At 64.1% G+C, this 19832-nt stretch carries 16 protein-coding genes and 1 pseudogene; 6 read left to right on the forward strand and 11 right to left on the reverse strand.

Translation table 11 applies throughout. From position 1 onward, the window contains the following. Positions 1-182 precede the first annotated feature (182 nt). Positions 183-293, forward strand: a pseudogene (locus P0R31_RS38880) (DUF3750 domain-containing protein); the annotation flags it as partial. 20 nt (positions 294-313) lie between these two features. On the opposite strand, the gene rnz reads toward P0R31_RS38880, so the two are convergent. The 4 genes from rnz to P0R31_RS38900 are packed head-to-tail and all read right to left on the reverse strand — an operon-like array spanning position 314 to position 4868. Then, the gene (gene rnz / locus P0R31_RS38885) at positions 314-1216 is read right to left on the reverse strand and encodes a ribonuclease Z (RefSeq protein WP_275520504.1); all 903 of its coding nucleotides are present in this window, start codon (positions 1214-1216) and stop codon (positions 314-316) included. 28 nt (positions 1217-1244) lie between these two features. After that, complete coding sequence (locus tag P0R31_RS38890) at positions 1245-2222, reverse strand: antibiotic biosynthesis monooxygenase (protein WP_275520506.1); 978 nt, start codon at positions 2220-2222, stop codon at positions 1245-1247. 15 nt (positions 2223-2237) lie between these two features. Then, a complete protein-coding gene (gene guaD, locus P0R31_RS38895; protein WP_275520508.1) occupies positions 2238-3635 on the reverse strand; it encodes a guanine deaminase in 1398 nt (465 codons plus the stop codon). 15 nt (positions 3636-3650) lie between these two features. Further along, on the reverse strand, positions 3651-4868 hold the full coding sequence (locus tag P0R31_RS38900) for a multidrug effflux MFS transporter (protein ID WP_275520510.1): 1218 nt from the start codon (positions 4866-4868) through the stop codon (positions 3651-3653). Between the two features lie 402 nt (positions 4869-5270). Between P0R31_RS38900 and P0R31_RS38905 the strand changes: the two genes are divergently transcribed. After that, entirely contained in the window at positions 5271-5855 is a 585-nt protein-coding gene (locus tag P0R31_RS38905) for a DUF1349 domain-containing protein (RefSeq protein ID WP_275520512.1), read from the forward strand. Between the two features lie 65 nt (positions 5856-5920). Here the strand turns inward: P0R31_RS38905 and P0R31_RS38910 are convergent, their stop codons facing one another. After that, positions 5921-6523 carry a TetR/AcrR family transcriptional regulator gene (locus P0R31_RS38910; RefSeq protein WP_275520515.1) on the reverse strand — a complete coding sequence of 201 codons (603 nt, stop codon included), beginning with the start codon at positions 6521-6523 and terminating at the stop codon, positions 5921-5923. 199 nt (positions 6524-6722) lie between these two features. Between P0R31_RS38910 and P0R31_RS38915 the strand changes: the two genes are divergently transcribed. Beyond that, complete coding sequence (locus P0R31_RS38915) at positions 6723-7967, forward strand: efflux RND transporter periplasmic adaptor subunit (RefSeq protein ID WP_275520517.1); 1245 nt, start codon at positions 6723-6725, stop codon at positions 7965-7967. Between the two features lie 180 nt (positions 7968-8147). Next, entirely contained in the window at positions 8148-11336 is a 3189-nt protein-coding gene (locus P0R31_RS38920) for an efflux RND transporter permease subunit (RefSeq protein WP_275520519.1), read from the forward strand. A 152-nt stretch (positions 11337-11488) separates the two neighbouring features. Here the strand turns inward: P0R31_RS38920 and P0R31_RS38925 are convergent, their stop codons facing one another. From P0R31_RS38925 to P0R31_RS38950, 6 genes are all read right to left on the reverse strand, one after another. Next, positions 11489-12001, reverse strand: a complete 513-nt coding sequence (locus tag P0R31_RS38925; RefSeq protein WP_275520521.1) for a hypothetical protein — start codon at positions 11999-12001, stop codon at positions 11489-11491. Between the two features lie 86 nt (positions 12002-12087). Then, the gene (locus P0R31_RS38930; protein ID WP_275520523.1) at positions 12088-12534 is read right to left on the reverse strand and encodes a MaoC family dehydratase; all 447 of its coding nucleotides are present in this window, start codon (positions 12532-12534) and stop codon (positions 12088-12090) included. Between the two features lie 469 nt (positions 12535-13003). Next, entirely contained in the window at positions 13004-13426 is a 423-nt protein-coding gene (locus tag P0R31_RS38935; RefSeq protein WP_036001255.1) for a hypothetical protein, read from the reverse strand. A 12-nt stretch (positions 13427-13438) separates the two neighbouring features. After that, positions 13439-13660 (reverse strand): hypothetical protein, encoded by a 222-nt coding sequence (locus P0R31_RS38940; RefSeq protein WP_007592399.1) that lies wholly within the window; start codon positions 13658-13660, stop codon positions 13439-13441. A gap of 113 nt (positions 13661-13773) precedes the next feature. After that, positions 13774-14592 (reverse strand): lytic murein transglycosylase, encoded by an 819-nt coding sequence (locus P0R31_RS38945; RefSeq protein ID WP_275520526.1) that lies wholly within the window; start codon positions 14590-14592, stop codon positions 13774-13776. A gap of 40 nt (positions 14593-14632) precedes the next feature. Continuing rightward, positions 14633-16486: a flavin-containing monooxygenase gene (locus P0R31_RS38950; protein WP_275520528.1), complete on the reverse strand. Its 1854-nt coding sequence runs from the start codon at positions 16484-16486 to the stop codon at positions 14633-14635. A gap of 178 nt (positions 16487-16664) precedes the next feature. On the opposite strand from P0R31_RS38950, the gene P0R31_RS38955 reads away from it, so the two are divergent. Both P0R31_RS38955 and P0R31_RS38960 read left to right on the forward strand, forming a co-directional pair. Continuing rightward, positions 16665-18290, forward strand: coding sequence for a long-chain fatty acid--CoA ligase (locus P0R31_RS38955; protein WP_275520530.1), 1626 nt, complete (start codon positions 16665-16667; stop codon positions 18288-18290). A gap of 30 nt (positions 18291-18320) precedes the next feature. Beyond that, a complete protein-coding gene (locus tag P0R31_RS38960) occupies positions 18321-19532 on the forward strand; it encodes an acyl-CoA dehydrogenase family protein (protein ID WP_275520532.1) in 1212 nt (403 codons plus the stop codon). Positions 19533-19832 lie beyond the last annotated feature (300 nt).

Below are 19832 nucleotides of genomic sequence, written 5' to 3' on the forward strand. Positions count from 1 at the left end.
CGAGACCCGGCTCGATGGTTCGGTTCTCGACCGCGAAAGAGCCGCCAGCGCTTCAATCTCATCGTCGGTCATCGCCAATTCGACCGCTTGCCGCCATCCTGCCATGAAACCGCTCCTCGTTGCGCCAACCGCAACCGAGGAATCCGCCAACACTCAATCAGTTCCAGCGCAGGCTTCTTGGAATCGATCGTCTAGAGATCAACTTCTTCGGCGCCGTGCTTGGATTCGACATTCGGCGCCCCGCCATCAAGCTGCCCGGCATCGGCCGTCTTGGTATGGCTGCGGGCCTGTAGGGCCAGCGGATGACGCCCCGCTAGACGACGATGCGATCGAAGTCGGCCGCGATCCGAGTGTTCGGAAAGATCGCGGCTGCTTCCGCGAGAACCTCGTCATCCTCATAGCGGCCCGATTGATGGGTGAGCACGAGCTGGCCGATATTGTTCGCGGCAGCAAACGCAGCCGCATCGCGCGCGGTGAGGTGGCCATAGTTGCGCGCCGTCGAGGCGTCGCGATCGAGGAAAGTCGCTTCGATCACCAACAGGTCGGCGTCCGCCACGTATTCCGAGAGGCCTTCGGTAGTCTCGGTGTCGCCGATCACGACGAGCTTGCTGCCACCGCTCGGCGGCGCCAGGACGTCCTCCGGGGCGATCGTTCGCTCGCCGATCACGACCGGTCGTCCCGCAGCCAATTCTCCGCGCAAGGGACCGTCGGGAACGCCGAGCGTGGCGAGGCGATCAGACAAGAGGTGGCGGCGTGCGGGACTCCTGAACGCGAAACCGAAACTGTCGGTGTCGCGATGGCGGACGGGAAAGCAATCGACGGTGAAGTCGCCGGCATCGATGACCTGTCCTTCGGCCAGCGGCGCGAACGCAACTGCGATCGGCGCCCTGCCCGCGCCCCACAGGCCCGCGAGCATGTTGATGACGAAGTCGAGCGTGCCCTGCCCTCCATGGATGGTCATTGTGTCGGCGGTCTGGCGCAAGCCGAGCGTCGAGAACAGGCCGGGAATGCCGAGCACGTGATCGAGATGAGCATGCGTCAGCAGAATGCGGTCGAGCCGTCGGAAGCCGGCGCCGCTGCGCAGCAGCTGGCGCTGCGTGCCCTCGCCGCAGTCCACCAGGATACGCTTGCCCGCGGCTTCCACCAAAAGCGCCGGATGGTTGCGCTCCACCGAGGGAACGCTGGCGGCAGTTCCGAGAAATGTCAGGGCGAACATGGTCGTCGCGTGCCGGTTGTGGACAGTCTCACCGTCCCCAATGCCACGCGAGCAGCAGCGCGTACAGGCCCATCGACGCGGCATAGAGCACGGCAAGGAGTGCGTATCCCGCAATCTGGCGACCGATCGTCGCCTTTGGCGTGACCCACCAGTCGAGCGCCCTGAAGGCGGCGGGCACCAGCCACCAGCCGAGCAGTTGGGTGCTGACGAGATTGCCGATGAAGAGCGACAACCAGACCGGCACGCCGTGACTGTCGATCAGCGGCGCGCTGATGAAAGTGCCCCAGAGATAGACCACGGGATAGAGCACCAGCAGCACAATGAGGTTGCTCTTCCAGATCAGGCTTGGGCTCTGCTCCGGAGCCTGCGCCTTGCCGGACGGGAACCAGAAATTGAAGCCATAGCTCGCCCGCTTCACGTTCATGCCGGCGTTGAAGCGCTCCCCCTCCTTCAGCAACGTCTGCCGCACTGGAGAGTCCAACCACGCATTGAGATTGGCATCGCTGTCGAACGACAGGATGATGATCCATTCCTCGTGCAGGCCCGGAATCGGCCGCTCGATCTTGTGACGCAGGAATCCCTTGAACTCGGCTTCCGCGGCCTGGATGCGCTGCTGCCATTTGAGAAACGCGTCCTCCAGTCCGTCGGGCACCCTGAACGAGATGACAGCAGAGACCGCATTGTCGCGCTGGATGCCGGTGTCGGGCAGGATATGGACGTCTTCCGAACCGACGAAGAAGCGCTGCACCTCTGCGATGAGCCGCGCCCGCACGTCGCTCTGGAGCCAGGCGCGTGCCGCGGCTGCATTGGCGAAACGCAGGATCGTCACCCAATCCACATGCGCCGGCGGCTGCGGCGGCACCACCTCCTGGCTGAGGAAGCCGGGCCATGCCTTGAGCGCCTCGCCGACCTCGCCGTTCCACCGCGCGAACGCGGCAAAGCCGTCATCAGTGATGCGGCGCTGGATGACGAGGGCGACCGGCTGGCCATTGGGAGTTGCGCTCATTGGCAGAGGTCCGCCTCAGCTCTTCTTGTAGAGACGCTTGCCCATCACCCAGGTCTCGTCCACGCAGCGGTCGTCGCCGACCATCATGACGGCGAACAGCATGCTTGCGGCCTCATCCATCGTGCGCGGCCCGGCGCCGTCTGCGATCAGCGATTGATGCCAGGCTTGCGCGACCTGCCCGCCGTTCGGATCGAGCGCGACGAAATCGGCCTCCTTGCCGGGCTCGAAATTGCCGAGCTTGTCGTCGATGTAGAGGCCTTCGGCGCCGCCGAGCGTGATCGACCAGAAGCCGCGATAGGGCGAGAGCTTGTTGCGCTCGGCTTCCGCGAGGTCCTTGCGTGCCGGATCGATGCTGCCGTCGAGCAGCGTGTTGTTGCACATGCCGACCTTGTAGGCGTCGTCGAGCACGGAGATCATCGAGAAGCGGTTGCCGCCGCCGACATCGGTGCCGAACGACATCTTGACGCGATGCTCGGGATCGGTGGCGCGGCCGAGGCGGAACAGGCCACTGCCGAGGAACAGGTTCGAGCACGGGCAGAACACCACCGCCGCGCCCTTCTTCGACATGCGGCGAAATTCGTTGTTGGAGAGGTAGACGCCGTGGCCGCCGGAGAATTTCGGACCCACCAGGTCGAACTTCTCGTAGACACCGAGATAATCCTGGCAGTCCGGATGCTCGACCAGCACGCCGCTGCATTCGGCCGGATTCTCGGAGATGTGGGTGTTGACCCAGCAGTCCGGATGCTCGTGCTTGAGGCGCTGACACGCTCTCAGCAATTCCGGCGAGGCACCAAAGGCGAAGCGCGGCGTGATGGCGTAGAGATTGCGGCCCTTGTTGTGGTACTGCGCGATCAGCCGCTTACTGTCGCGATAGAAATTCTCCGGCGTATCGATGAAGTCGGCCGGCGCGTTGCGATCGATCCCGGTGAGGCCCGCGATGACGCGCATGTTGCGCCTGCTCGCTTCCTCGAACAACTCCTCGGTCGAAACAGGCGAGGAGCTCGTGAAGGCCTGGCAGGTGGTGGTGCCTGAGGCGAGCAGCGCATCGAGGAAACGCTTCACGCCCTCGCGCGCGTAATCGCGATCCCGGTATTTGAGCTCTTCCGGGTAGACCCATTTCTGGAGCCACGGCAGGAGCTGCTCACCATAGGCCCCTAACACGCGCGTCTGCGGCAGATGGATGTGGCCGTCGATGAAGCCGGGAACGATGATGCGGTCCTTGATGTGGGTGACCTCGACGCCCGGGTGGGCGGCGGCAATCTTGTCATAAGGACCGAACGCCTTGATCACGCCGTCAGTGACGACCATGAGGCCGTCCTGGTAAAAGCGCGCGGCGGCCGGCTCGTTGCCGACGTGCTTCCAGGGATCGTCAACGAAATCGAAGAACGTGCCGCGAATACCGACCGTGGTCATGATTTGCTTCCTTCCTTAACTGTGTGTGGCCTGCCGCGCCGAGGGCAGCGAGATCGCCAGCAACGTACCGGCGACGGCGCAGAGCCCGAGATAGAGCCATCCGAGCGGCGCCTGCGTCGCTTCGGGCAACACCGCCGTGATCGCCATGGCACCGCTCACGGCGAGATAGCAGAGCGCGCTGATGAGGCCGCCGATCAGGCCGTGGTCGCGCTCGAACAGGCCGAGCGCCATCCCGTACATCATCGGGCACAGCACGCCGCAGCCGCCGAGCACCAGCGCGCCGCCGATCGTGATCGACGTAAAATCCAGACCTAGGGTCATGCCCGTTACGTTCAGGACCGCAGAGCCGGCGAGGAACAGCGCGAAGGCGCCGAAGCCCAGCAAGCGCGCCGGCATGACGCGCGCGAAATGCGCGCAGCCGAGCTCGCCGGCGAGATTGACCCCGCCAAGGCCGAGTGCGACGAGGCCGTAGATGGCCGCCGAATAGCCGAGCCCGGTCTGGTAGAAGAACGGCGCGACGACGCCGAACGCCAGCTGCGCGCTGGCTGCGGCAGCAAAGACCAGCACGAAAGCAAGGAAGCCGGGGCGGACCAGCGCATCGCGCAAGATACCGGCAGTGCGGCGCGGATCGAACGGCGCGCGCCGCTCGGCCGGCAATGTTTCGGGCAAAAGAAGTGCGACGATCGTGGCAACGATCGCCGCAGCGATGGCAATGACGACGAAGACGCCGCGCCACGAGGTCAGCTCGACGATGAAGCCGCCGGCCGCCGGCGCCAGTACCGGCGCAAGGCCCCAGGCGGCACCTAACAGGCCGGAGATCGCGGTGAGCTCGCGGCCGCGGAAACAATCAGCTGCGACCGCATAGGCGACGACAAGACAAGTGCAGCCGCCGATGCCTTGCAGGAAGCGCAAGCCGAGCAGCAGCGAGGCGCTGGTGGCCATCGCACAGGCGATGCTCATCGCGATCAGCACCGACAGGCCTGCGAGCAGCACGTTGCGGCGGCCGAGGGTGTCCGAGGCGATACCGACCGGCACCAGCGCCAGAGACATGCCGAGCATGTAAGCGGTGACGGTGTTCTGCATCGAGGCCGCGTCAGCTGTGAGATCCACCACCATCTGCGGCAGGCCCGGCGTATAGGCATCGAGCGGAATCTGGCTGAACGGCACGACGCACAACAGGATCGGCACGATCCCACTCCTGGCGCGACCGGCGTCCGAAGCAAGTGCAGTCATGGCTTACGCCCCCTCGATGCCCGCAGGCCCCATCTTTTCGTGCGCGCAATGAGACACGATGCAGGCTGCGGATATTGACGCGCGGAACGTGCCAGAACTGTATGTAGAAACTCTTAGGGGTTCCCGTATCGATACGATTCGCGGCGCTGGATGATCAGGCTCCGGGCACGCTCAAACAAAAATGCGAAAACAACCCCATGCACAGTACGAATCATTGAAGAATTTCGCACCGCATGGTGCGAGTCCTGCCAGCGAGGGCCGTTTGACACGTCGGGCAGAACAGGCGCAAAGTTGCACGATCGCCGATCGTGAATCCGAAACTCGCGCCGACGCCGTTAACCGCTCGGAAGCCATGGCTGCTACGAAACGTGAGCAGTCAGGCATCGGCAATCGAGGTTGGAGATGACTCTCCTCAGAAGTGACGGCGTGTGGTTGAACGAACCGAAACGATGGACGGCAGAGGACGATAGCGTCCAGGTCGTGACGGACAAAGGCACCGACTTCTGGCGCGAAACCCACTACGGCTTTAATCGCGACAGCGGGCATTTCCTGGGATTTCCAACCGGCGAGGCATTCACCGCCAGCTTACGTGTACAGGGCGACTTCCAGGCGCTCTACGATCAGGCGGGCATCATGGTGCGCATCGATGCGCGACATTGGGTCAAGGCCGGGATCGAACTGTCGGACGGCCGCGCCATGCTTGCAAGCGTGCTAACCGACGGGCGATCGGACTGGGCAACGGCACCCTATGAGCATGATGCCGGGGACTTCTGGGTCCGCGCAACAGTCGCCGACGGCGTCCTTCGTCTACAAGTCTCGGCCGATGGCAAGACCTGGCCTCTCATGCGTCTAGCGCCCTTTCCGGCAGCGAGCTCCTATCTTGTGGGGCCGATGGCCTGCACACCCGAGCGGGCGGGGCTGGAAGTCGTGTTCTCGAACTTTCGTCTGACACCGCCGCTTGGAAAGGACCTTCACGACCTGAGCTAAGCGGTCTTGCGATCTCTCTCGCTCCCGAGCGGGCAAATCGTCGTTCAGCGCCCTGCCACTCGTCTCTACCCCCTCGCCGACTGCGCCTCCACCGCCTGCACAGCGACATCAGCCACCTGCCGCAGCGCTTCGCGATCGGCGCCTGACGACGCCATCACGCCCATGCCGACCGACACCGCCGAGACATAGCGCGCGAGCGCGGCCGGATCGGCGCTCTCCTTGAGATCGCCTTCGGCCCGGGCGCGGATGAAGCGGTCGCGGAGCTGGTCCTCGTTCTGGGCGCGGCGCGCGGCGAGCTCGAACGGGACATTCTCGGAGCCGGTGCCGCAGGCGATGCCGCCCTGCACGAGCAGGCAGCCGGGCGGATTGGCGGGATCGGTCTGCTTGTCGGCGATGCCCATCAACATGCGCTCGGCAACGGCTCGGGCTGTGGGCGCCGCGACCACCTCGTCCATCCAGATGTTGCGCAGCTTGGTGTAGCGGTCGAGCGCAGCCTTCAGCAGGCCTTCCTTGTTGCCGAAGCAGGCGTAGAGACTGGGCGGATTGATGCCCATGGCCTCCGTGAGCTGGGCAATGGTCGCGCCCTCATAGCCATGGCGCCAAAACACTTCCATCGCCTGGTCCAACGCCGTTTCGGCGTCGAATTCGCGGGGGCGTCCCATGCCCATGTGCCTGTCTCCTCGGATTCGGCGTTCTGTCTCAGCTTAACGCCGGATCCTATCTATTTGTTCTAGCTTTCTTTTTCTTGTGTCTTCCAATCGTCGCGGTATCGGCGTACAATTTTCTTAGTGATTGGTACATAAGTATCTTGCACTGCGGTATCCAGCTCCACATCTGTAGTGAACACTACATATTTGGAGCGCGCAAATGCACCCCTCCCAAAATACCTCCCGCACCGGCCGTTTCCGCCGCCTTCTGGGCGGCGTCGCCATCGTGGGCGCCCTCGCCGCGGCCGGCTCGATCGTGACCGGCCGCTATTTTCATGCGGCGCAAGCGACCGCACCGGCGGCTGCGGCTGAACAAGCCGTTTCCGTCACCGTCGCGATGATCGAGCCCCGGCAGACCGTGCTGTGGGACGATTTCTCCGGCCGGCTCGAGGCGATTAATCGCGTCGAGCTCCGCCCGCGTGTTGCGGGTGCGATCATGTCGGCGAACTTCACCGAAGGTGCGCTGGTGAAGGCCGGCGACGTGCTGTTCAAGATTGATCCCGCTCCCTATGCGGCCGAGGTCGACAAAGCTGCCGCCCAGCTCGAAGCCGCAAAAGCCCGCGTTGTCTTCACCCAGAGTGAGCTCGAGCGCGGCGCGCAGCTCGTCGGCAACGCCGTCGTCACCCGCCGCGACTACGACCAGCGCGACAATGCCCATCGCGAGGCCATTGCCAACGTCAAGGCGGCCGAGGCAACGCTCCAGACTGCAAAGCTCAATCTCGACTACACCGAAGTGCGCGCCCCCGTGGATGGCCGCGTCGGCAAGATCGAGGTCACGGTCGGCAATCTCGTCGCCGCCGGCACCGCCTCGCCGGTGCTGACCTCGCTGGTCTCGGTCAATCCGATCTACGCCTCGTTCGATGCGGACGAAGAGGTTGTGCTGCGCGCACTGAACTCGATCGCGGATGCTTCCGGCCAACGCGGCAAGCTCGACCAGATCCCGGTCGAGATGACGACCTCGGGCGGCTTGTCCGCGAAGGGCAAGATCCAGCTGATCGACAACCAGGTCAACGGCCAGAGCGGCACCATCCGTGTCCGCGCGGTGTTCCGCAACGACGATGGGCGTCTCATCCCCGGCCAGTTCGCGCGCGTGCGCATGGGCCAGCCGAAGCAACAGGCGCTGGTGATGATCGACGAGCGCGCGATCGGCACCGACCAGGACAAGAAGTTCGTGATGGCAGTCGGCGACGACAGCCGCGCCGTCTACCGGCCGGTCACGCTCGGCGGCGCCGTCGATGGGCTTCGCATCGTCACCTCGGGCCTGAAGTCCGGCGACCGCATCGTCGTCAATGGTCTGCAACGCGTGCGTCCGGGCGCCCTCCTCAAGACCGAGGTGGCGGCGATGGGCGCACGGGGGCCGCAGCAGGCGTCGAACCACAGCAACCAGGACGTGGTGCAACGCTAAGTCACGTCATTCCGGGGCGCGACGAAGTCGCGAACTACGGTGCGCAATTGCGCACCCGGGAATCTCGAAGTTTCTGGACTCCGAGCACATCACCTCTGGATTCCGGGTTCGCGCTTCGCGCGCCCGGAATGACGAGTGGAGGTCCCGGAGAACATCAGGATATTGCCCAGGGGCAAGGCTATGAATCTGTCAAAGTTCTTCATCGATCGTCCGATTTTCGCCGGCGTGCTGTCGGTCCTGATCTTCCTTGCCGGCCTGATCTCGCTGTTCGCGATGCCGATCTCGGAATATCCGGACGTCGTGCCGCCCTCCGTCGTGGTACGCGCGACCTATCCCGGCGCCAACCCCAAGGTTATCGCGGAGACAGTGGCGACCCCGATCGAGGAGCAGATCAACGGCGTCGAGAACATGCTCTACATGTCGAGCCAGGCGACCACCGACGGCGCGATGACGCTGACGGTGACGTTCCGGCTCGGCACCGATCCCGACAAGGCGACGCAGCTGGTGCAGAACCGCGTGCAGCAGGCCGAGCCGCGCCTGCCGGCCGTGGTGCGCCAGCTCGGCATCATCACCAAGAAGTCCTCGCCCGACCTCACCATGGTGGTGCATCTGTTGTCGCCGAACGGCCGCTACGACATGACGTATTTGCGCAACTATGCCGTGCTCAACGTCAAGGACCGGCTGGCGCGGATCGACGGCGTCGGCGACGTCCAGCTCTATGGCGCCGGCGACTATTCGATGCGGGTCTGGGTCGATCCGCAGAAGGCGGCCGAGCACGGCCTGACCGCAAGCGACATCGTGCGCGCGATCCAGGCGCAGAACGTCGAGGCCGCCGCCGGCGTGGTCGGCTCCTCCCCGAACATCAAGGGCATCGATCTTCAGCTCTCCGTCAACGCGGAGGGCCGGCTCGCAAATGAAGAGCAGTTCGGCGACATCGTGGTCAAGACCGGCACGCGCGGCGAAGTGGTGCGCTTGCGCGATGTCGCGCGCATCGAGCTCGGCGCGTCCGAATACGGCCTGCGCTCGCTGCTCGACAACAAGCATGCGGTGGCAATCCCGATCTCCCAGGCGCCGGGCTCCAACGCGCTGCAGATCTCCGACAACGTCCGCGCCACCATGGCGGAGATCAAGAAGAACATGCCGGAAGGCGTGTCCTATCAGATCGTCTACGACCCCACCCAGTTCGTCCGCTCCTCGATCGAGGCTGTGATCCACACGCTCTTGGAGGCGATCGCGCTGGTCGTGCTGGTCGTGATCCTGTTCCTCCAGACCTGGCGGGCCTCGATCATCCCCCTGCTGGCCGTGCCGGTGTCGATCGTCGGCACCTTCGCCGTGATGCACGTGTTCGGCTTCTCGATCAACGCGCTCACCCTGTTCGGCCTGGTGCTCGCCATCGGCATCGTCGTCGACGACGCCATCGTCGTGGTCGAGAACGTGGAGCGCAACATCGAGGCGGGTCTGTCGCCGCGCGATGCCACCTATCAGGCGATGCGCGAGGTCTCGGGTCCGATCATCGCGATCGCGCTGGTGCTGATCGCGGTGTTCGTGCCGCTCGCCTTCATCTCCGGCCTCACCGGGCAGTTCTACAAGCAGTTCGCGCTGACGATCGCGATTTCGACGGTGATCTCCGCCATCAATTCGCTGACGCTGTCTCCGGCGCTGTCGGCGCTGCTGCTCAAGGGCCACAACGAGCCGAAGGACCGGCTGACGCTGATCATGGAGAAGAGCCTCGGCTGGTTCTTCCGCGGGTTCAACAAGGCGTTCACGCGGTCTTCGGAGAACTACAGCGGCAGCGTCGGCAAGGTGATCTCGCGCAAGTCCGCGGTGATGGGCCTTTATGTGGTCCTCGTCGGACTCACCGCATTTCTGTTCCAGCAGGTGCCGAGCGGCTTCGTGCCGGGCCAGGACAAGCAATATCTGGTCGGCTTCGCCCGCCTGCCCGATGGCGCCACGCTCGACCGCAGCGAAGAGGTGATCCGCAAGATGAGCGACATCGCGCTGACCCAGCCCGGTGTCGAGAGCTCGGTGGCCTTCCCGGGCCTGTCGATCTCCGGCTTCACCAACTCATCCAATGCCGGCATCGTGTTCTCGACGCTGAAGCCGTTCGACGAGCGCAAGGATCCCTCGCTCAGCGGCCCCGCGATCGCGGCCGAGCTGAACAAGAAATATGCCGGCATCCAGGAAGCCTTCATCGCCATGTTCCCGCCGCCGCCCGTCAACGGCCTCGGCACCATCGGCGGCTTCAAGCTGCAGATCGAGGACCGCGCCGGTCTCGGCTATGACGCCCTGAATGAGGCCACCAACGCCTTCATGGCGGCAATGCAGAAGGCGCCGGAGATCGCCGGCGTGTTCTCCAGCTTCCAGGTCAACGTGCCGCAGCTGTTCGCCGACATCGACCGCACCAAGGCGCTGCAGCTGGGCGTGCCCGTGACCGAGGTGTTCAACACGCTGCAGATCTACCTCGGCTCTTACTACGTCAACGACTTCAACAAGTTCGGCCGCACCTATTCCGTCCGCGTCCAGGCCGACGCACCGTTCCGCGCCCGCGCCGACGACATCAGGCAGTTGAAGGTGCGCTCGTCGTCCGGCGACATGGTGCCATTGTCGGCGCTGCTCAACATCCGCCAGAGCGCGGGACCGGAGCGCGCGATCCGCTACAATGGCTTCCTCTCGTCCGACATCAACGCGGCGGCCGCGCCGGGCTTTTCATCGGGCCAGGCGCAGGAAGCGGCGACACGGATCGCGGCGGAGGTGCTGCCGCCGGGCTTTGCCTTCGAATGGACCGACCTGACCTATCAGGAGTTCATCGCCGGCAATTCCGGCATCTGGGTGTTTCCGCTGGCGATCCTGCTGGTGTTCCTGGTGCTGGCCGCGCTCTATGAGAGCCTGACCCTGCCGCTGTCGATCATCATGATCGTGCCGATGGGCTTGCTCGCCGCGATGTTCGGCGTCTGGATCTCCAAGGGCGACAACAACGTCTTCACCCAGATCGGCCTCATCGTGCTGGTCGGCCTCTCCGCCAAGAACGCGATCCTGATCGTCGAATTCGCGCGCGAGCTCGAATTCGCCGGGCGCACGCCGATCCAGGCTGCGATCGAAGCCAGCCGCTTGCGGCTACGCCCGATCCTGATGACGTCGATGGCGTTCATCATGGGCGTGCTGCCGCTGGTGCTCTCGACCGGCGCGGGCTCGGAGATGCGGCGCGCGATGGGCGTTGCCGTGTTCTCGGGCATGATCGGCGTCACCGTATTCGGCCTGTTCCTGACACCGGTGTTCTATGTGCTGCTCAGAACCGTCACCGGCATGAAGCCGCTGATCCATCACGGCAGCGACATCAGCGCGGCGCCGGTCCAGGGGCCTGCCGAGTGAACGGCGTCCCGCCGCGGCACGTCTGCGGCGGGATCAACTAGAGCATGATCCGGAAAAGTGTGAAGCGGTTTTCCGAAAAGATCATGCTCAAACAACAACCTAAAGCGCGATGACCATTCATCCTAATCGCATCGCGCTTTAGGTCGGATCGCTTACTTTCGGTTCTCCTCGCAGAATTTCAGCGCCGCCAGCGCCTCGCCGGCCCGCGGGATCTGCATCTCGATGCTGTCATCCTCGTCGTCCTCGAAATCCAGCGTGAGGCGCTTGGCCTTTGCGAGGCGATCCATGATCGACTGGTCGTATGCGAAGATGCCGCGCACCGTGGTCTTGTCCATGACCTCCCACTTGGCCTTCTTCATGATATCGGCGTCGTCGGTGCCGACATCGGCCCGGAGAATCTCGCCGACCTTGTCCCATTCCCAACCGTCGTAGATCATCACGATTACGATCGCCTGCTCGGAATAGGTGATCACGATGACGTAGTCGCGGTTCTCGTCATCCTTGTCCTTGTAGCCGCGGCTGGCATTGCAATGGGTGTCCTGCGCGCGCTTCTCGATGGTCCAGTCGCCGACCTTGGATTGTTGCGCAAGCGCGGGCCTCGAGCTCGAGGCGGTTGCGCTCAAGACGCAAGCGAGAATTCCGGCGGCAAGATGAGATCGATTCATGTCGGCCTCCAGCGCGTTCCCCGCGCCGAGATGACCACCTCTCCCGGCGGCTCGCAAGAGGGCGAGGCGAATGGCCGGCGGCCGTCCTATCCCCGCCGCGGCACGATCGCGATCGGAGTGAAGGTGTAAACCTCCTCGCCGTTCTGGTTGAACATGGTCCATTTCACCAGCGCGATGCCTTGCGGCTTCGATTTCGACGGCGTCAGGCTCTTGACCTCGCCGACCAGATGCAGGCGGTCGTTGGGCCGCACCGGCATGGTCCAGCGCAGGCCGTCCACACCGGCGCCGATCAGCGGATGCGGGCCGAACGGACGGGTCTGGATCGCAAGGTTCATGGCGATCGCGGCGGTGTGCCATCCCGAGGCAGCAAGCCCCTTGAACAGGGTCTGCTTCGCCGCCTCGTGGTCGAGATGCATTGGCTGCGGATCGAACTCGGCGGCAAAGCGCTTGATGTCGGCCTCGGTGACCACGACTTCGGGGGATTTGAACTGCATTCCGATGGTGAGATCGTCGAACCACTCGACCTGCGCCATGATTTTGCCTCGCAAAATGACGTGCCGCTCCCCGAAGAGACGGCTGAAAATCGCCTGAGCCATGAGGCATATAGCGGGCCCGCAGCGCACAAACCAGCGCAAGGTTCCTGACGAAACCCCTTTCCCGATGCGACGAAACACGCCTGAAACAGATGGCCGCTTAAGTAGTTGTCAAAATAAATACAGGGACGGCCAACATGCAGTTCATCCTCGACCTGATCTACGAATATTCGTGCTGCCAGAACCTCGTTGCCCAGCCGGTGCGGGAGGACGAGCTATGATCGAGCTGATCTCGGCCCTGCTCGCGCTGTGCAGCATTGGCGTGTTTGCGGCGCATGCGTTCGACGCCTATCGCACCACGCATTCCTGACCGCTCTTCCTTCTCAACGCTAAAGCGCGATGCGATCAGGATGGATCGTCATCGCGCTTCAGGTTATTGTTGAGCATGATCTTTTTTTCCGGATCATGCTTAGAAGGGTCGTCGGTAGAAGTGCTCGGAATGCGTCGCCGGCGGAAACCGGTTGGCGAGCGCAAGCGCCCCCCTCTCGTCCGTCTCGAGCGCGATCTTCTGCGCCAACATCACGTCGCCCGGTACCAAGAAGCCTGACGGGACGAAGCACCACCCCATCGTCGCGCGCCCCTCACTATCGACCTCGTGGACGTTGGCGGCTGTGCCGTAGTGGATGCGATAGGTCCGGCCGGTGTCGCAACCGACGACGTCGAAATATCGAAATTGCTCGAATTGCGCGCGCTGCGCCGGTGACAGCCATTCGGCCAGAAGCCGGCGGCCGCGCGCATCCGGCGTGTTCTCGCCGAAGAAGCGGCGATAGAGTTCACGCAGCGCATGCAGGCGCGCACGCGCCGGCGCGCGGAGCCAAACTGCCGCGATCATGAGCAGCTCAGATCAACCGCCGACCAGACGGGGATAGAACAGCGTTTCCTGCGCGGTCGGATCGAACGATCGGATCCGGGTCACTTCTCCGGGTCCGGTTCGAAGCGCGGCGGTGAAGCCCGCTCCGGTCAGCTCACGAAAGCGCCGTTCGGCTCGCGCCAGCGCTTCGGCATTGCCAGGATCAAACTCGTGGCGCGTATCGCCAGTCTGGTCCATCACGATCTGGGTAGCCATGTTGAGTCTCCTCATGCCCAGCCCTGAACTTGATCAAAGCAAACCTCGTGCCGTCAGTTCCAGAAGGCAACAACTTTCTCGTGCCTTCGCATCACACGTCGCTGAGCAAAAGCTCAGCGCGAGGCCGCAGCAGGCCCGCCCTCGTCGATCTGCCGGCCCATCAGCGCGATCGCCTTCTGATAGACGCCGGCAGCATTCCAGGCCTCGATGGCGGCGAAATTCGGTTCGCCCGGCTGGTACCCGGCTCCCGCGCGCCAACCATGGGCTTTGAGGAAATTCGCGGTCGAGTTCAGCGCATTGGCCGCAACTTCGAGATTGCCGGTGCCGTAGGCCAGAATGCTCTTGGGCATGAACTGGGTCTGGCCGACCTCGCCATGCATGGAGCCGCGGGTCGATCCCGACAGCGTACCGCGGTCGATCAGCTTCAGGGCGGCATAGAGCTGGTCGGTGAAGAATTCGGGACGGCGGCAGTCATAGGCGAGGGTCGCAATCGACGACAGCATGTTCTGGTTGCCGCGCTGGCTGCCGAAGCCGGTTTCCATGCCCCAGATCGCGATCAGCGGCCCGGGCGGGACGCCATAGCGCTGCTCGATCGAGGCGAACAAGGCGGCCTGCGACTGCTTGAGCTGCCGGCCCTTGGCGACGATGGTGGTGGCGCCGCGCTTGGCCAGGAACTGGTCCAGCGTCAGCGAGAAGCTGCGCTGGCCGCGGTCGGCCGCGATCGTGGCGCTGGCATAGTTCGTTTGCATCAGCGCCGACAGCGCGGTGGGGCCGATGCCCTTGCCCTGCGCCTCGGCGCTGAACTCGCGCTTCCAGGCCTCGAAGCCGGCCGGCGAGCTGCCGCATTGCGCGGCCTCGGCGGAGGATGCCAGGCAACCGAGCAGCGTCATTGCGCCAAGAACCGCTCCCGCAACAGCCCTGCCCCTGATCATGCCCGACCTCTCCTGTCCTGTACCGCTCGGCAACGCAATCTTACCCGGTCGAACGCGCCGACTCCATGGCCTGATCATAGGACAATTCGAGGCCTTCCAGGTTGCCCTCCTTGCGCCATTTGTCGAGCAGCCGCAGGAATGCCACCGGCCCGCGCCAATATTGGCTGTTTCTTGCCGCGATCGGATCGAACACGCCTTCGTTGTTGTAATAGCCCGGTGTGCATTCGGCGAGATAGGTCTGCCGACCGAGCGCGGCCTTGACGACCTCCTCCACCCAGGCATTCTCGGCGGCAAGCGTCGGCTCCAGGGTGCGTGCCTTGCGCGCTAGCGCCTCTTTGATGACGTAGGAGATGTGCTGCGACTGCTCGTCGATGATATGCGGAAAATTGGCGCTCTGGCCGGCCTGCACGGTGACGATCAGGAAGCAGTTCGGAAAGCCGCGGCTGTAGAAGCCGTGCAGCGTCTTGACGCCGTCCTGCCAGCGCTCGGACAGGCTCATGCCGTCGCGGCCATAGACCTCGAAGCCCATGCGGCGCGCGTAATCGGTGCCGACCTCGAAGCCGCTGGCATAGATCAGGCAGTCGAGCTCATAGGCCTTGCCGCCGGCGACGACGGCATTCTCGGTGATGCGTTCGACGCCCTGTCCCCCGGTATCGACGAGATGCACGTTGGGACGGTTGAAGGTGTCCAGATATTCGTCGTGGAAGCACGGCCGCTTGCAGAACGCCTTGTACCAGGGCTTGAGCGCAGCCGCGGTCGCCTCGTCCTTAACGACCGTGTCGACGCGCGCGCGGATCTCCTCCATCTTGCGATAGTCGGCCTGCTCGATCACCTTCAGCGCCTCCTCCAGCGAGGTCACCGGCTGGGGTTGCCGGCGCGGCGCCAGCAGGATCTCGCCGAGCAGGCCGGTCCAGCCGTCCTGCACCAGGTCCTGCTCGAACGGCTCGCCTGAAATCACGGCGGTAAAATTGTCCATGCGCTCGCGCTGCCAGCCTGGCTTGAGGCTCTGCGCCCAGGCCGGGTCGGTCGGACGGTCGTCGCGAACCCCGATCGCGGACGGCGTACGCTGGAACACATAGAGCTCCTTGGCGGAGCGGCCGAGATGCGGCACGCATTGCACCGCGGTTGCGCCGGTGCCGATGATGCCGACGCGCTTGCCGGCAAGACCGGTCAGGCCACCGTCCGCGTTGCCGCCGGTGTAGCCGTAATCCCAGCGACTGGTATGAAAGCTGTGACCTCTGAACGTCTCGATGCCGGCAATGCCCGGCAGCTTCGGACGGCTCAGCGGTCCGCCGGCGAGGATGACGAAGCGTGCGCGGATCTGGTCGCCCCGATCGGTCTCGACCAGCCACCGCGCCTCATGCTCCTGCCAGGTCATCCGCGAGATAACGGTCTGAAACAGCGCGCGCTCGTACAGGTCGAAATGACGGCCGATGCGGCGCGAGTGCTCGTAGATCTCCGGCGCCCGGGCATATTTGCGCACCGGCATGTAACCGGTCTCTTCCAGCAGCGGCAGGTAGATATAGCTCTCGGTATCGCAGGCGGCGCCGGGATAACGATTCCAGTACCAGGTGCCGCCGAAGTCGGCGGCCTTTTCCACGATACGAAAATCCGCAATGCCGGCCTCGCGCAACCGCGCGCCACACAGCAGGCCGCCGAAGCCACCGCCGACGATGAGCACTTCGGTCGCTTCGTTGATGGCCGCGCGCGCAAATCCGGGATCGGCCCAGGGGTCGTCGAGATAACGGCCGAACTCGCCCGCAACCTCGACATACTGCGCCTTTCCCTCGGCGCGCAGACGGCGGTCGCGCTCGTCGCGATAACGGGCACGGAGGGCGGAAATATCGACCGTAGATGCGCCGGTTGCATCGGTCTTGTGTCTTTCCGCTGACATTCGATTCCTCCCGCGCATGCTGCTTCGTTGGCAGCTCACCGCACGTTAGCGCCGAAAAAGCGCGGCATGCAATCACGCTGATTGTTTTTTGCGTGAACGCTGCGTGACCTTCCGCTAACCTCGAGCGCAAATCACGAGCCTTACGCCATGCAACGACATGGCCATCCGGAGGGAAACCATGCAGGGATTGATGATGGACATGCCGCTGCTGATCAGCGGCCTGATCCAGTATGCGGCCGACTATCATGGCGAAGCCGAGATCGTCGCACGCGAGATCGAGGGCGACATCCATCGCTACACCTACGCCGACGCGCATCCGCGCATCAAGCGCATGGCGCTGGCGCTGAAGCGGCTCGGCATGAAGCAAGGCGATCGCGTCGGAACGCTGGCCTGGAATACACACCGGCATTTCGAGATGTTCTACGCTGCGCCGGGCATGGGCTACGTGCTGCACACGGTCAATCCCAGGCTGTTTCCCGAGCAGCTCGTCTACATTATCAACCATGCCGAGGACCGCCTGCTCTTCATCGATCGCGCCACGCTGCCGATTGTGGAGGCGATCGCGCCGCAGCTGAAGACGGTCGAGGCCTATGTCGTGATGTCCTCGCGCGAACGGATGCCGGAGACGAAGCTCGCCAACGTGCATTGTTACGAAGAGCTTCTTGGACGCGAGAACGATGCCGGCTTTGCCTGGCCGGAGTTCGACGAGAAGTCCGCCTCCACGATCTGCTACACGTCGGGCACGACGGGCAATCCAAAGGGCGTGATCTATTCGCACCGCGCCGCGATCCTGCAGACGATGACCTGCTGCAATTTCGACTTCCTGCCGGGACATGTCGAAGGCGTGCGCGAGGTGATGATGCCGATGGCGCCGCTCTTCCATGGCAATGGCTGGAACATGCCGTTCACTGCGCCCTATACGGGATCGAAGCTCGTACTGCCCGGCCGCAACTACGAGCCGGACAAGCTCTATGAATTGCTGGAGGGCGAGAAGGTGACGCTCTCGGCGGGCGTGCCGAGCTTCTGGCTGATCCTGCTCGATTGGCTCGGGCGGACCGGCAACAGGTTCTCGACCCTGCGCGCGACCTTGTCGTCGGGCTCGGCCCCGCCGCGCGCGATGGTGGAGAAGCTCAAGCGCGAGTACAATGTCGATTATATCCAGGCCTGGGGCATGACCGAGGCGCTGGGCTGCTCGATGCCGGGCCTGCGGCCGGGCTCGGAGCATCTCAGCGAGAAGGAGAAATTCGACCGCCGCCAGGTCTCCGGCCGCGCCTGCTTCGGCACGCATTTGCGCATCGTCGACGACGCCGGAAAGGAGCTGCCGCGCGACGGCAAGACGGTCGGCCATTTGCGCGCCCGCGGCCCCTGGGTCGCCTCCGGCTACATGAAGCTGGAGGAAGGCCTCGATCGCGACGGCTGGCTGATCACCGGCGACATGGCCGTGATCGACCCACAAGGCCACGTCACGCTGACCGATCGTTCCAAGGACGTGATCAAGTCCGGCGGCGAGTGGATCTCCTCGATCCAGCTCGAGGACATCGCCCTGTCCCACCCCGACGTGCTGCAAGCGGCCGTGGTCGCGATCAGCCACGAGAAATGGCAGGAGCGCCCCCTGCTCCTCGTCGTCCGCAAGAAGGGCGCGACCGTCGACGGCAAGACACTGCTCGAGCATATGCGTCCGAAGATCGCGAGCTGGTGGCTGCCGGACGCCGTCGAATTCCTCGACGAATTCCCGATGACCGGCACCGGCAAGGTGCTGAAATCGGCGCTGCGCGACAGATTCAAAGAGTACCGTGTCGCGTGACCCTCCCGCCTTCGATCGAGGAGACCAGAGATGCTCTACCCGATGTCGCCCAAGGTCATCGAGCTCAAGCGCAGGCTCGAGAGCTTCATGGACCGGCACATCTATCCGAACGAGGAGCGCTTCTACCGCGAGGCTGAGGAGCTCGGACCATGGAAGGTCTTTCCGATCGTCGAGGAGCTGAAGCCGCTGGCGCGCGCGGAGGGGCTGTGGAATCTGTTCCTGCCCGAGAGCAATCACGGCGCGGGCCTCACCAATCTCGAATATGCCCCGCTGTGCGAGGTGATGGGTCGCTCGCATCTCGCGCCGGAAGTGTTCAACTGCTCGGCGCCCGACACCGGCAACATGGAGGTGCTGGAACGCTATGGGACGGAGCAGGACAAGGAGCGCTGGCTGAAGCCGCTGCTCGCGGGTGAAATCCGCTCCTGCTTCGCCATGACCGAGCCGGCGGTCGCATCATCCGATGCGACCAACATCGAGAGCTCGATCGTGCGCGACGGCGACCACTACGTCATCAACGGACGCAAATGGTACACCACCAATGCGACCGACCCGCGCTGCAAGATCTGCATCTTCATGGGCAAGACCGACCCTGACAATCCCGACCGCCACAAGCAGCAATCGATGATCCTTGTGCCGATGGATACGCCTGGCATCGAGGTGAAGCGCCCCCTGCCCGTGTTCGGCTTCTACGGCGTGCCTGACCGCGCTTCCGAAGTTATCTTCGCCAATGTGCGAGTCCCGAAGGAGAACATGCTGCTCGGCGAAGGTCGCGGCTTCGAGATCGCGCAAGGTCGCCTCGGCCCTGGCCGCATCCACCACTGCATGCGGCTGATCGGCCTCGCCGAACGCACGCTGGAGAAGATGTGCCGCCGCGTCCGCAGCCGCGTTGCCTTCGGCAAGCCGGTATCCGAGCAGACGGTGACGCAGGAACGCATCGCGGAGGCCCGCATCATGATCGAGCAGGCGCGGCTACTGACGCTGAATGCGGCCCATGCGATGGACACGGTCGGCAACAAGGTGGCGAAAGCCGAGATCGCCATGATCAAGGTCGCCGTGCCCAACATGGCCTGCCAGATCATCGACTGGGCCATCCAGGCCCATGGCGGCGGCGGCACCTCGAACGATTTCGGCCTGACGCAGGCCTACGCCACCGCGCGCTTGCTGCGTCTTGCCGACGGACCCGATGAAGTCCACCGCAACCAGATCGCACGGCTGGAGCTGAGGAAATATTCGAACGCGTAGAGCGCCGTGTATGCCGTAGAGCACGGTGCCCTCTTTCCTTCTCCCCTTGTGGGAAAAGGTGGCGCGAAGCGCCGGATGAGGGGTCCTCTCCCCTCGCAAGGCCGTTCGTGAGGATAGAGACCCCTCACCCAAGCGAGCTTGTGTCAGCCAGCGGAGATGCCCTCTCCCACAGGGGGCCTGTTGCGTAATTCGCCATTTGTGATTCCCTAGGGCAAAGCCTTGGAGGGTAGCGATGGCAGTGAAGCAGACGGGGCAGCCGAGTTTTATTGAGGGGTGGCTGCCGAAGGGAGCCGGGGCCAA

Origin of the sequence: Bradyrhizobium yuanmingense (assembly GCF_029167105.1) — a bacterium.
GTDB classification, from domain to species: Bacteria; Pseudomonadota; Alphaproteobacteria; order Rhizobiales; family Xanthobacteraceae; genus Bradyrhizobium; species Bradyrhizobium yuanmingense_A.

Coding starts and splice junctions, on each gene's coding strand:
- rnz (WP_275520504.1), bottom strand. CDS start 1,216: ATGTTCGCCCTGACATTTCTCGGAACTGCCGCCAGCGTTCCCTCGGTG.
- P0R31_RS38890 (WP_275520506.1), bottom strand. CDS start 2,222: ATGAGCGCAACTCCCAATGGCCAGCCGGTCGCCCTCGTCATCCAGCGC.
- guaD (WP_275520508.1), bottom strand. CDS start 3,635: ATGACCACGGTCGGTATTCGCGGCACGTTCTTCGATTTCGTTGACGAT.
- P0R31_RS38900 (WP_275520510.1), bottom strand. CDS start 4,868: ATGACTGCACTTGCTTCGGACGCCGGTCGCGCCAGGAGTGGGATCGTG.
- P0R31_RS38905 (WP_275520512.1), top strand. CDS start 5,271: ATGACTCTCCTCAGAAGTGACGGCGTGTGGTTGAACGAACCGAAACGA.
- P0R31_RS38910 (WP_275520515.1), bottom strand. CDS start 6,523: ATGGGCATGGGACGCCCCCGCGAATTCGACGCCGAAACGGCGTTGGAC.
- P0R31_RS38915 (WP_275520517.1), top strand. CDS start 6,723: ATGCACCCCTCCCAAAATACCTCCCGCACCGGCCGTTTCCGCCGCCTT.
- P0R31_RS38920 (WP_275520519.1), top strand. CDS start 8,148: ATGAATCTGTCAAAGTTCTTCATCGATCGTCCGATTTTCGCCGGCGTG.
- P0R31_RS38925 (WP_275520521.1), bottom strand. CDS start 12,001: ATGAATCGATCTCATCTTGCCGCCGGAATTCTCGCTTGCGTCTTGAGC.
- P0R31_RS38930 (WP_275520523.1), bottom strand. CDS start 12,534: ATGGCGCAGGTCGAGTGGTTCGACGATCTCACCATCGGAATGCAGTTC.
- P0R31_RS38935 (WP_036001255.1), bottom strand. CDS start 13,426: ATGATCGCGGCAGTTTGGCTCCGCGCGCCGGCGCGTGCGCGCCTGCAT.
- P0R31_RS38940 (WP_007592399.1), bottom strand. CDS start 13,660: ATGGCTACCCAGATCGTGATGGACCAGACTGGCGATACGCGCCACGAG.
- P0R31_RS38945 (WP_275520526.1), bottom strand. CDS start 14,592: ATGATCAGGGGCAGGGCTGTTGCGGGAGCGGTTCTTGGCGCAATGACG.
- P0R31_RS38950 (WP_275520528.1), bottom strand. CDS start 16,486: ATGTCAGCGGAAAGACACAAGACCGATGCAACCGGCGCATCTACGGTC.
- P0R31_RS38955 (WP_275520530.1), top strand. CDS start 16,665: ATGCAGGGATTGATGATGGACATGCCGCTGCTGATCAGCGGCCTGATC.
- P0R31_RS38960 (WP_275520532.1), top strand. CDS start 18,321: ATGCTCTACCCGATGTCGCCCAAGGTCATCGAGCTCAAGCGCAGGCTC.